Here is a 12,269-nt window from a genome sequence, read left to right on the forward strand (position 1 = left end):
TTATTTTTTAAATAAAATTAATTGAATTTTATTTAAATGTTTATTCAAAATTACCCATAAAAATAGATTGATTAATTTGTGTCTGGTAAGTGGATTTATCATAAATTTTATTTATAAAATCACATTATTAATTAAATAATATAGAAAAATCAATAAAAAGTAAGATTATGTGATGGAGTTGCTCTTATTTTTTGTTATTATTTGTACGTTTTTTGTATTTAAAAATCACGTTAAAAATATCTAAATTTTATTTATTAGTAGATCAAAAACTTTAGTGAAAAAGGGTGGAAATGATGAAAAAAACCATATCAGTACTCATGTGTTTGGGTGCGGTTCAAGTCACCAATGCGGAAATCATTAAAGTGAATGGCGAAGGTAAAGCAGCCATTATAAAAAAAGATCCAAATGCTACACGCAATCAAGCATTCAACAATGCGAAAACAGATGCTGTCATTGCAATGATCAAAAAAATAAATGGCCCTCAAGCTATGGCTGAGGCACAACAGCATCTAGATGAAATTGTTAAGCAAGTAGACTCTACTTATATTATTAATCGTGGCAGCTCGACACAGGGCAATAATGAATTGGTGACTCAAGTCAGTCTGGAAATGGATGATCAAGAGTTTCGTTCAATTTTAAATGATCTTGGACTTGCGAAAAAAAATAGCCGAACCAGTCCCATCATGATTGTGATGGATGAATACTTTGGTGTTCCTAAAGATAATTCCAAGCCGGTCAAAGAGTTTACCTCTTATTTTTCTGACCGTAGTTATAGCTATGATGAAGATGCCAGTTATAAGGCAAGTGAAAGTGCCAAAGCCAGTGCTTCAGACTCTTATTCATCTAAAGGCCGCTCATCTGCTGCATCAGGCTATGCTTATGGTAATTATTATGGTGCTGGTGCAGGCGGTTCTGCGCGCTCGGCGAGCCACAATAATTCGGGTAAATCATCATCTTCAAGCAGCTATAACGCCAATGAATCGGCTAAATATAGCCAATCTGAACGGCAAAACGACATTCAAAGTTTTGTGAAATATGTGGAGTATCAAACGCCAAGTACCAAGGCCGAACGCGATAACCAAACCTTGAATGCGATTGCAGAGTCAGCGGTTCGTTATGACCTGCGCTTACTCGATTCTGACCGTTTCCGAAGTCAGTATTTGAATGGACGTAGCATGACCATTCAACAGCTAATGAGTGATGCTGAATTGAATAAACTGGTCACTGCAGCACGTAAAGAAAAAGCTGACTGGTTTATGGCCGGCAGTTCTTATATTTATGATCGTGGACGTTCACAGGCTACCGGGCAATTTGTATGTGATGGCGCAGTAAGTTTTAAAATTTATTCCGTAGATGATTCGACTTTAATGGGCGGCCAAACCCGTACTGAATCATCAACTGGCGCGACGACAGATGCCTGCCGAACCAATGTAGCGGCCAAACTAGGCGAGCTGGCGATTAGCCAAGTTGGGCCACAGATTTTAGGTTATGCAAAAAACCGTTCTATGTATGGTAAAGAAATTACCATTTTTGTGAAAAGCGTTTCAGGCAATGTGTCTTCACGTCTAGGAGATGATTTGTATATTGCACTGGATGAAATGGGCGGTGCAGAGAATATCGATATTCGTACTCAAGATGGCAAACTGGTTGAAATGACCATGACCTATAAGAGTGAAAAGCCGATTAGTGCTGAATTGGCCAAGGCACTGCGTAAGGTCAATCCGACCCTATCTAGCGCTGAACGTTTACAAGCAGGAAATACTATCACCTTGTGTATTGGTGGTACCCAATGCAAGTAAAACTTAAAGCCTTATGTTTGGCTATGCCAATGCTATGTTCGGCAGCGGCACATGCAGATATTCAGATTTATCCATCAAAAGGGATTTTTGGTCTGGAGCAAGGTTGCCGTGCTGACCCGAACAAGTATGAAGCCAATGGTACTTCAATCGTCTGTGACTTTAGTCAGGCGATTGATAATGATGTGATTCGTAAGCAAGCCGAGCAATTGTTTGTACAAGGTTTAAAGCAGAGCTTGGGTGAACAAATTGTCGATACCATTTCGCAAAAAACCAAACATCGGACTTATGTCGCTTCACTTGATGTACTGCGTGCCAGTGAGTATGTGGTCAGAAAAGATTCTACAGCAGAAATATTTTTACCCGTGACCTTAAGCTTAAAACTCACCAATGTGTTATCTGGTGAAGTGATTTACAGTGACAGTAAAACCTTGTCTCAACCCATTCAAGTCTTAAGTTCCGATATTGAGTCTGCTGCAACCAAAGCTGCTATTCAACAGAAGTTTCAAAGTAGCTTGTTGAGCTTGACGCAGCAACTCACTCAAGACTTGAAAACCAAGCTGCAAGTGACAGAAATTGATACTCAGGTGATTGATCAGTGGAAATCTTATCTGGTGCTGGATAAAGGTTTTAAACAGGGTATTGCGATACAGGATGAACTCAGTTCTGCCGAAGGGGATCTGATTCGTGTGGTGCATGCAGACAGTGATTATGCTGTAGCTGTACCGGTGTTGATGCAGGGCAATAGCAAACGCTTTAGCAAAATATCGACCAATACGCGTCAGGCCATGAATAAACCCAAAGCCTTGGTGGTGGATGTCCTGACCTATCAAGGTGAGTCCAAAGATCTCATTGAACAGATTTTTTCGGATGCGGTCGGTGAGCAAGCCTCTTTTACTTTGACGCCAGTCAACCGTCGTTATAGTGCTATGGCACAAAGTATCAGTGAACAGACTGCTTTGGCACAAAGTACTGACATTAATCAGCGCGAGCTGCCGGAATTCTTTATTCGGATTAATGTGATTCCAGTGATTGCCTATCAGCAGCAGATTGGAAAAATGACCCAGCAGCAGATCTTTCATAGTGAAGTCTTTGCTGAAATGATCGACCGTTCTGGTCGTGTGATTTATTCCGCCCATGCAACCGATGATATTAAAGATGTGATTTCAGAGGGGATGGGTTTTTCTTTAGACGCACGTAAAGAAGTCGTGCTGAAAAATGCCCTGTTGAAATTGGGTCAACAATTTCAAAAAGGGATTCAATTTACCCGTTCAGACTTAAAAGTTTCTGATTCAAGTTCGAAAAGTATCACTATTGATGATGCAGGTGAGCGTTTAAGTACCGGCATGAAAGTTCATATCTATCATCAGGATAAAGCTGCAGGACGCGACATCCTGATTCCGACATGGGAAGCAACCGTGTTGGAGCGCCAAGGCGGGAAAGTAACGGCACAACTTGATTTTCCTGTCAGTAGTAGTGACCGGCTCCCTGTCCGTTCGGGAGATCGTATTTTAATGGATAGTTCTGCACCTGTGGGTGATTCCAAACAAGCGCGAGTGCTCTGTCCAGGCTTGCATACCGAACAGGTGGGTGAAATACCATTTTATGGTTTTGGCCCGCTGCTTTATCACGCTTTTACCAGCCAATCGAAACGACCTTTTTATGCCACAGGTTCCGGTTTTAAAGGCCAGACCTTATTGAAAGATGCTGTCGTTCGCATGACCGAAAATTCCGGTTTTAAAAAGAATATGGATGTGAATTTCTATCTTCCAAAAGATGAATGTTTACAGCCTGTATTTAAGATCGAAGTTAAAGAAGACTCGGTGAAATGCAATAGCGATAAATCCAACTGTGATGCCACATTGGTCATGACCAGTGGTGCGCGCAGATTCAATCAAAAGGCTGAAAAAATTGGGGCGTATGGTTTGCAGCAAGAAATTCAGCTGAAAGGCATTGTGCAGCAGCATCGTCATGAAATGTATAACATTCAGATGTTTGATGCTTTACCAACAATTTTAAATCAAATCGTGCAAAAAGCCGATTCCACACAATAAGGGTAATGACGTATGAAAAAAATTGCGATTGTTTTATCGATAGCAGCATCAATGGGGGCATCAAATGTGTATGCAGGTTTTGGTTCACTCAGTAGCCTTGCTTCGACATTAACAGAATCTGCTACCGGCGTATCTTCTTCAAATATGGATCTTAATGGCTTCTTTACTCAAGCCAAAGCAACCAATGCGATGTTTATTCAGAGCCGTAGTGCTTTAGCTTCATTGCTTGCAAGCAAAAAAGATTCAGATGAATTAAAAGCAAAACAGAAAAGCCTGAAAACGACTTCTGATCTGAAAGAAAAAGAAGCCATTCAAAAAGAAATTGTAGCGATGTCTAATGCTGTTTTAGACGCTTCTAAAAAGGATGAGGAAGCAACTGTCGCTAAACTTTCAGCATTGAATGTAGAGCAAAAAAAATACTTGTTGGATTCTGCAACAAACTTTGTCATTGCAAGTTTAACCGCTCGTGAATTGGCTGTAGGGGCTAAACAGGTGAGTACCAATTTGATCACAAACCCAGCCAGCTTGACCAATACGGGTATGTCTTTAGTTGATGCGAAAAATGTTGTTGGAGATATTACTGGTATTGCTAAAAATTCAAGTATGGCCTTGGTGGAGTATCCTAAACTGTTTAAAAAAGCTGGTATTGAATTTAAAATGCCAACTAGCTCAGCAGATAAACCAAGAGTTCTTAACGATATTTAAAAGTTGATTGAAACCTGTATATTTTCAAATAAGCCATACAATTGCGATGGATAATTGAAGCGGTTTCAGACCTAAAAAGAGCCTGTACATCAGGCTCTTTTAATTTTTCTTTTATTTATTCCCTTTTCGCCAAAAACATATTACTCATCCGATTTACAAACTGCGGACTCATTTTAGACAGGCTGAACAGGATTTTAGATTTGAAGCCTACAGGTTGGTGAGTCGGGGTAAATATGCTGTCTTTGACCTGAACTTGTTGATAGATCTGATTTGCTACATCTTCTGCGCTTAAGTGTACCCCCATATTTTTAATGCTGCCGGCATCCATATCTTTAACCATGGCCGTTTGTACAAAGAGCGGCATCACATCTAATACCCGAATGCCATATTTTTGCCACTCAATATCTAATCCTTCAGTAATGCCACGTACAGCAAATTTGCTGGCTGAATATGTCACCAAATCCGGCTGGCCATAAATGGCAGAGGCAGAAGACAGATTAATCACACGAGCAAAGGAGGCTTTTTGTAAATAGGGCAAGGCGGCATGACAACCATTCAATACACCTTTGACATTAATATCGATAGTTCGATGATGTGCGGTAATATCGGTCTGTTCAAAAGCACCTGAGTAGAGAATGCCTGCATTGTTGACTAAGACATTAATTTCACCGGACCAGGCCTGAAATTCGCTTAAAGCGTGCTGCCATTGGCTATAATCAGAAACATCGAGTAAACCGGCCTTGGCCCGTGAGCCTAACTGTTGAGCCAGCGCTTGGGCCTGATCAATATTAATATCATAAATGCCCACTTTATAACCGTGTTGATAAAACAGTGTTGCAATAGCAGCCCCAATGCCTTGTGCTGCACCACTAATGAAGATACTGTGCATCTAAATTTTCCTTTTCGTTTTGTATTGTTGTGCTTCATTTTTAATGAATTTATCTTCAGCATAACAGAAATGGAGTGTGTAAATAGTTGTTTAATCTGAAAGGATGGGAGTGTTGAAAACATGGATAAATTATTGGCAGTGATGCGAGAGCTACGTGAAAAATGTCCATGGGATCAGCAGCAAACACCGCAAAGCCTAACCCGCTATGCTATAGAAGAAGCTTATGAAGTCGAAGCGGCAGTCAGAGCAGGAAACGTAAATGAAGTGCGCGATGAACTGGGCGACTTGTTGTTACAAGTAGTATTTCAGTCACAGATGTATAGTGAACAAGGCGCATTTGATTTCAATGATGTGGTCAATGCCATTACCGAAAAATTGATCCGCCGTCATCCGCATGTATTTCAGGCAGAGCAATATTCACAACTGAGTGCAGAAGATGTTTCCATACTTTGGAAGCAAATTAAACAGCAGGAAAAGCAGGGTAAAGCACAATCACGCTTAGATGACATCAAGCATGGTCCTGCAATTCAGCAAGCACATGAAATTCAAAAAAATGCGGCGAAAATTGGCTTTGACTTTCCAGATGTGGCAGGTGCTTATGGCAAACTGAATGAGGAGTTAGGCGAATTACAACACGCCATGCAAAAGCAAAATTCCGACGAAATATTCGACGAATTTGGCGATTGTTTATTTTCACTGATCAATGTTGGACGTAAACTAGGACTTTCTAGTGAAATGGCACTGTTAAGTACCATTCATAAATTTAGAACACGTTTTGCTTTCATTGAAGATCAGGCTCAGCAACAACATAAAAATATTGAAGCCCTATCATTAGAAGAAATGGATCAACTGTGGGAGCAAGCGAAACAACAATTAAAATAATAGGTTTCCCAATGAAAAAAATAATACCTATCCTGAAGGGGATTTTTTATATTTTTGGTTTGCTGTCTTTGTTGAGTGCATCCAGTAGTTATGCTCAACAGTTTGACCAGCAGTATTTAAAATGGAAGGCTGAGCAGGAGGCCCAGGATGCACGGTTAAAAATACCACGCGTCTCAACACGGGATTATTATTTGGCCAGGCCTACTGTAAATTCTGCGACTTCAGCGACCAACAAGATCAATCTGAATCAAGCCAATGCTGAACAGTTAAAAGAACTGTCCGGGGTAGGTCAAAAGAAAGCGGAAGCGATTATTTCCTATCGACAAAAAAATGGAAAATTTAAAAATATTGAAGAATTGCAACAGGTCAAGGGTATTGGACCTGCGCTATTTAGCAAGAATAAAGACCGTTTGGGCCTGTAAAGCACGAGTATAGCCCCCTTAGAATATTGAACAAAGTATTGAGCATCGAGATAATCAAATTGCCCTTTGATTGTGTTAGAGATATGATTAGCGTCATCTTAGATATTTTACGTTCAGACGTAGGAGACAGCGTCTTTTGCAAACTTTGCGCGCGTCAAAATGTGGTTTATCAACCGCTCAATTACCTTCTTCCATATTAGATGTTATCGATGCTTTAACCAAGGCTGGCTATGAAGCGTATATCGTCGGTGGGGGTGTCCGTGACTTAATTTTAGGTCTGAATCCTAAAGATTTTGATGCGGTAACCAATGCAACTCCGGCTCAGGTGAAAGAAGTCTTCGGACGACGTTGCCGTATTATCGGACGACGTTTTGAGCTTGCTCATGTCTATGCCGGTCGTGAGTTGATCGAAGTTGCTACTTTCCGTGCACCGCCTAAAAAAGCAGTCACTTCTGCTTCAGGCATGATTTTACGTGACAATAACTGGGGCACCATTGAACAGGATTTTGCCCGCCGTGATTTTTCCATTAACGCGATGTATTACCAGCCGCGTAAAGGTATTGTGCTGGATTTCTGTCATGCCATTGATGATATAAAAAATAAAACCCTACGCTTACTTGGTGACCCGACCTTACGTTTTGAAGAAGATCCGGTACGGATGCTGCGCACATTGCGTTTTGCTGCAAAATTGAATTTTAATATTGCACCTGAGATTTTAGAGGTTTTTACCCCTGAAATGACCCAGTTGCTGCGTGATATCTCTCCGCACCGATTATATGATGAATCACAGAAGTTGTTCACCATGGGGCATTTGAACCGCGTTCTGCCGATGTTGATTGATTTTGATATTTGGCGTCAGCTGTTTGCAGACATCAGCCCGGATATTTCAACCTTTATTGAACGTGCTGCGATTAATACCGACCAACGTATTCAAATTGGCAAGACCATCAATCCTGCATTCTTCTATGCGGTATTGTTGTGGAAACCGTTCTTGGAGCGTTGTAATTTTTATTTAAATAAAGGTGTTGTTCCGGCAGAGGCAAGAGCACAAGCCGGTTTGGATGTGTTAAAACGTCAGGCCACCCGTACCATCATTCCACGTTTTGCCGAAACATTTATTCGTGAAGTGTGGGAAATGCAAACGCGTTTGCTCAATCCGAAGCCGCAACAGATTCAGGCTTTATCGACCCATGCGCGTTTCCGTGCCGGATTTGACTTTCTGTTACTGCGTGAAAAATCAGGTGACGACACCACTCAGGGCATGGGCCTATGGTGGGACGCATATCAACAGATGACGACGGATGAAAAAGAACGCGCCATTAGTCAATACAACCGCCAACGTGCCAAAAGCCGTCGTAAAACCACTACGGAAGATGTGGTGGAAACGAAATCAGTCGCTGCAGTTGCTGAAATTGAGCCTTTGGTGAACGAGCCTGAACCACGTAGTCGCCGTGAACGTAAGAGCAGGACAAAATCTGAAAGACCCGCTCAGCCTGCTTCATCAAATGGCTCGGAAATTGGCTATGATCATCCAATTTTAAAACGCAAACGGGTAAAACGTGACTTAAGCCAGGTTGTTTTTGGACCGACACAATGAGCACAGTAACCTACATCGGCTTAGGCAGTAATCTGGGTGATTCGCGTCAAATTCTGACCGAAGCAGTTCAAAAACTGGCGACTTTGGGATCAGTGAAAACATCCAAGTTGTATCAAAGTCCTCCAATGGGGCCACAAGACCAACCCAATTACTTAAATGCGGCTGTACAGCTGGTTACAGAGTTGGAGCCACTGGCTTTGCTGGATGAATTGCAGCGTTTTGAACAGGAGTCAGGTCGGATTCGACTGCGCCGTTGGGGCGAACGGACTTTGGACCTGGATCTACTGATTTATGGTGAAGAACAGATTCATAATGAACGTTTAACCGTGCCACATATTGGCGTCATGGAGCGTGATTTTGTGCTGATGCCATTGCTCGATTTAGAAGCAAATTTACAGCTCAAAGGACAATTATTAAAAGATTTACCGATATTGCAACATCCATCGCTTACAGTGCTGGATGATGGAAATTGGGCAAATATTTAATTTTTTGAATGACCGCTTGAGAAAGTCGTCATAAGAGGAATATCCGGATGATTAGTCTAAGTGACTTAAGAAAATTTAAAGCGCAAGGCCGCAAATTCTCCTGCCTGACTTGCTATGATGCGAGCATGGCGAAAGCGATGGAAGTTGCTGAAATTGACACAATTTTGGTGGGTGATTCTTTAGGAATGACCATTCAGGGCTGTGATTCAACCTTGCCTGTGACAGTTGAAGATATGGCTTATCATACCGCAGCTGTTCGCCGTGGTAATCAGCATGCCTTTATTTTGACTGATTTGCCGTTTATGAGTTATGCCACGCTGAATGATGCATTAATCAATTCTAAACAAGTGATGCAAGCTGGCGCACACATGGTGAAAATTGAAGGCGGCGCATGGCTGGCCGAAACCGTTCAGGTCTTAACCCGCAACGGTATTCCAGTGTGTGTACACTTGGGTTTAACCCCACAATCTGTGCATGTGTTTGGCGGCTATAAAGTTCAGGCACGTACCCGTGAAGCTGCCGATCAGCTGATTGCTGATTGTAAGGCTGTAGTGGAAGCGGGTGCGGCGGTACTTCTACTGGAATGTGTTCCGGCACAGGTGGGTAAGGAAATTAGTGAATTATTTCCACATACGCCTGTTATTGGCATTGGCGCAGGCGCAGATACGGACGGTCAGGTGCTGGTAGTTCAAGATATGCTTGGATTGACCGGTGGCCATGTGGCTAAATTTGTGCGTAATTTTATGAAAGAACAAGCAGGAGAAACTGCAATTCTGGATGCTTTTAAAGCCTACCATGCTGCAGTGCAAGATCAATCTTTTCCTGCTAAAGAACAAACTTTTCAAGTCGAGCTGTAAACATGAAAACAGAAATCACCATTCAGGGATTAACCGCTTCACTGAGTCCAGCTCGATCGGCACGCAAAATTATTGGTTTTGTTCCAACCATGGGGAATTTGCACGAAGGGCATTTAAACCTGGTGCGTGAAGCAAAAAAAATCTGTGATGTTGTCGTGGTCAGTATCTTTGTCAATCCGATTCAATTTGGGCCAAACGAAGACTTTGACAGCTATCCGCGTACTTTGGAGCAGGATAGTCATCTGTTGGCAGATGTCGGCTGTGACATTATTTTTGCACCTAGCGTTGAGCAAATGTATGGCAATAAGCCACGTTTAACCAATATTAGCGTGTCTGATATTACCAATGACTTATGTGGTTTACAGCGTCCGGGTCATTTTGATGGCGTGGCTGTAGTGGTCACTAAACTGTTTAACATTGTGCAGCCGAATTTTGCCTTCTTTGGACAAAAGGACTATCAGCAACTGGCAGTGATTCGTCAGTTTGTACGTGACCTGAATATTCCGCTAGAAGTGATTGGGGTACCGATTACCCGTGCTGAAGATGGTTTGGCACTCAGTTCGCGTAATGGTTATTTGAGTCAAGAGCACCGTGCCATTGCTCCGACCATTTACCAAAGTTTAACTGCTGCTGAACAGGAACTGCACAGTGGTGTCAGCCTTGCGGAAGTGTTAGAAAATATTAAGCAAAAGTTGACACAAGCTGGTTTTATTGTGGATTATGTGGAAGCGCGTACTCCAGAATTACAAAAAATAGAAGCATTTGATCAGGATGTTGTGCTGTTTGTTGCTGCCAAATTAGGCACAACCAGACTGATTGATAACTTGCAGGTTAAGCATACTGTATAACTTCGCTATTAAGGACAGCCTTGCCATGAAGCGTATTTTAATCGTTACAGGACAATCCGGATCAGGAAAATCATCTGCCCTGCAGGTGCTTGAAGATTTGGGCTATTACTGTATTGATAATTTACCGCTGGCATTGCTGCCGGAAATTGTGGAAAAACTGGATCGTGACAATAATTTAGAGCAACTGGCACTGGGCGTAGATGTACGCAGTACCCGTGCAGATTTGCAAGAATTTGATCATGTTTTTGAGCAATTACAGAGACATGGTTCGGTGGATATCATTTATTTGACCACCCAAGACCAAGGGCTGATTTCGCGTTTTAGTGCATCGCGGCGTCCACATCCTTTGGCCAGTCGTTTTAAAAGCTTAAATGAATGTATACAGGAAGAAAAAACCTTACTGCTTCCCATACAATTGCGTTCAACGGTACATATTGATACCACAGATAAAAGCGTGCATGATCTGAAGCACACCTTATTGTCTAAACTTGGACAATCAGATAACCTCATTTTAATTTTACAATCATTTGGTTATAAACACGGTATTCCACTTGATGCTGATTATGTATTTGACGTACGTCATTTGCCTAATCCACATTGGGATCTGGAATTGCGCAAATATTCAGGTTTAGATTTGCCTGTACAACAGTTTTTGCTGCAAAGTGAACAAACCAATGAGATGTTCCAAGACATTTATCATTTTTTAGATAAGTGGTTGCCTGCTTTTGCAGAAGGGCATCGTCACTATATGACGGTATCCATTGGTTGTACTGGCGGGCAGCATCGTTCAGTATATATCGTAGATAGACTCAAAAAAGCCCTTGAGGAAAAATGGTCTATCCAAGTCCTACACAGAGAAATGAAGCACTGGTCATGATTGACACAACTGTTGACGTAATTAATAAACTAGGTTTACATGCGCGTGCATCTGGAAAGCTAATTGAAGTTACCACCAAATTTCGTTCATCGATTCAAATTGGTAAAGGTAGCAAATTGGTAGATGCAAAAAATATTATGTCCTTGCTGATGCTCGGTGCAGGCAAGGGCACAACTTTACGTTTAGTGCTTGAAGGTGCAGATGAAGAACAGGCTTTATCTGAAATTCAGGCATTATTTGCAGCAAAATTTTACGAGGCAGATTAATCGTGGCACGTCGACCGAACCGTTTTACTGAAGATGACTTTGAAAGTTTAGAAGGGCGGGCGAGTAAAACCGAACAGAAAAAAGCAGTTCAGCGTATGGCTGCTTTGGGTGAGCAACTGGCTCAGTTGAGTATTAAACAAATTAAAAACCTTCCTGTGGAAGAACGTTTGATTGATGCTTTACTGGATGTGCAAACCATTACCTCACATGAAGCGCGTCGCCGTCAGTTTCAGCGTGTAGGAAAATTATTACGTAATGAAGATGAAACCATGATTTTGTCTTACCTAACCCCACAGCAAGGTGCGAAAAAAACCGCGCAGTTGCAACGTTGGGTCGATCGTATGATCGCGCAAGGTGATCCGGTGATTAAAGAATTCATGAAAGCGCATAATGCTGCTGAGTATCATGCGATTCGTCAGCATATTTTGCGTATCCATCGTGATATCAAAAATCAGGCAACAGAAGAAGAGCTGGCTGCATCCAAGTTAAAACTGTTTAACTATATTCAGCAAGTGGCTTTGATTTCAGACAATTGATTTCTTGGCTTTCTACTAAAACTAAAAAAGCGACTCAATCGAGTCGCGTTTTTTT

General features: G+C 41.8%; 13 protein-coding genes. 12 read left to right on the top strand and 1 reads right to left on the bottom strand.

All coding sequences use genetic code 11. The annotated features are described in order from the left end of the window. Positions 1–293: 293 nt before the first annotated feature. The 3 genes from ACE01R_RS14805 to ACE01R_RS14815 are packed head-to-tail and all read left to right on the top strand — an operon-like array spanning position 294 to position 4,555. Positions 294–1,799 (top strand): hypothetical protein, encoded by a 1,506-nt coding sequence (locus ACE01R_RS14805; protein ID WP_395552159.1) that lies wholly within the window; start codon positions 294–296, stop codon positions 1,797–1,799. Further along, complete coding sequence (locus ACE01R_RS14810; protein WP_395552160.1) at positions 1,790–3,850, top strand: hypothetical protein; 2,061 nt, start codon at positions 1,790–1,792, stop codon at positions 3,848–3,850. The genes ACE01R_RS14805 and ACE01R_RS14810 overlap by 10 nt, the downstream gene beginning before the upstream one ends. 12 nt (positions 3,851–3,862) lie before the next feature. Continuing rightward, positions 3,863–4,555: a hypothetical protein gene (locus tag ACE01R_RS14815; protein ID WP_395552161.1), complete on the top strand. Its 693-nt coding sequence runs from the start codon at positions 3,863–3,865 to the stop codon at positions 4,553–4,555. A gap of 115 nt (positions 4,556–4,670) precedes the next feature. On the opposite strand, the gene ACE01R_RS14820 is transcribed toward ACE01R_RS14815, so the two are convergent. Further along, positions 4,671–5,444, bottom strand: coding sequence for an SDR family oxidoreductase (locus ACE01R_RS14820; protein ID WP_395552164.1), 774 nt, complete (start codon positions 5,442–5,444; stop codon positions 4,671–4,673). 120 nt (positions 5,445–5,564) lie between these two features. On the opposite strand from ACE01R_RS14820, the gene mazG reads away from it, so the two are divergent. The 9 genes from mazG (at position 5,565) to yjgA (ending at position 12,214) form a co-directional block, all read left to right on the top strand. Further along, positions 5,565–6,326 carry a nucleoside triphosphate pyrophosphohydrolase gene (mazG, locus tag ACE01R_RS14825; RefSeq protein ID WP_395552166.1) on the top strand — a complete coding sequence of 254 codons (762 nt, stop codon included), beginning with the start codon at positions 5,565–5,567 and terminating at the stop codon, positions 6,324–6,326. Positions 6,327–6,337: 11 nt separating this feature from the next. Then, positions 6,338–6,748: a ComEA family DNA-binding protein gene (locus ACE01R_RS14830; RefSeq protein WP_395552170.1), complete on the top strand. Its 411-nt coding sequence runs from the start codon at positions 6,338–6,340 to the stop codon at positions 6,746–6,748. 136 nt (positions 6,749–6,884) lie between these two features. Continuing rightward, entirely contained in the window at positions 6,885–8,345 is a 1,461-nt protein-coding gene (pcnB, locus tag ACE01R_RS14835; RefSeq protein ID WP_395552173.1) for a polynucleotide adenylyltransferase PcnB, read from the top strand. Next, the gene (folK, locus tag ACE01R_RS14840; RefSeq protein WP_395552174.1) at positions 8,342–8,830 is read left to right on the top strand and encodes a 2-amino-4-hydroxy-6-hydroxymethyldihydropteridine diphosphokinase; all 489 of its coding nucleotides are present in this window, start codon (positions 8,342–8,344) and stop codon (positions 8,828–8,830) included. Before pcnB ends, folK begins: the two co-directional genes overlap by 4 nt. Before the next feature lie 47 nt (positions 8,831–8,877). Next, complete coding sequence (gene panB, locus ACE01R_RS14845) at positions 8,878–9,687, top strand: 3-methyl-2-oxobutanoate hydroxymethyltransferase (RefSeq protein WP_395552175.1); 810 nt, start codon at positions 8,878–8,880, stop codon at positions 9,685–9,687. Between the two features lie 2 nt (positions 9,688–9,689). Beyond that, positions 9,690–10,535: a pantoate--beta-alanine ligase gene (gene panC / locus ACE01R_RS14850; RefSeq protein WP_395552176.1), complete on the top strand. Its 846-nt coding sequence runs from the start codon at positions 9,690–9,692 to the stop codon at positions 10,533–10,535. Between the two features lie 25 nt (positions 10,536–10,560). Further along, positions 10,561–11,412, top strand: coding sequence for an RNase adapter RapZ (rapZ, locus tag ACE01R_RS14855; RefSeq protein WP_395552177.1), 852 nt, complete (start codon positions 10,561–10,563; stop codon positions 11,410–11,412). Then, complete coding sequence (locus ACE01R_RS14860) at positions 11,409–11,678, top strand: HPr family phosphocarrier protein (RefSeq protein WP_086198359.1); 270 nt, start codon at positions 11,409–11,411, stop codon at positions 11,676–11,678. Before rapZ ends, ACE01R_RS14860 begins: the two co-directional genes overlap by 4 nt. 2 nt (positions 11,679–11,680) lie before the next feature. Beyond that, the gene (gene yjgA, locus ACE01R_RS14865; protein ID WP_395552178.1) at positions 11,681–12,214 is read left to right on the top strand and encodes a ribosome biogenesis factor YjgA; all 534 of its coding nucleotides are present in this window, start codon (positions 11,681–11,683) and stop codon (positions 12,212–12,214) included. The last annotated feature ends 55 nt before the right edge of the window (positions 12,215–12,269 follow it).

The organism is Acinetobacter sp. BSP-28, from assembly GCF_044130285.1.
Lineage (GTDB): Bacteria > Pseudomonadota > Gammaproteobacteria > Pseudomonadales > Moraxellaceae > Acinetobacter.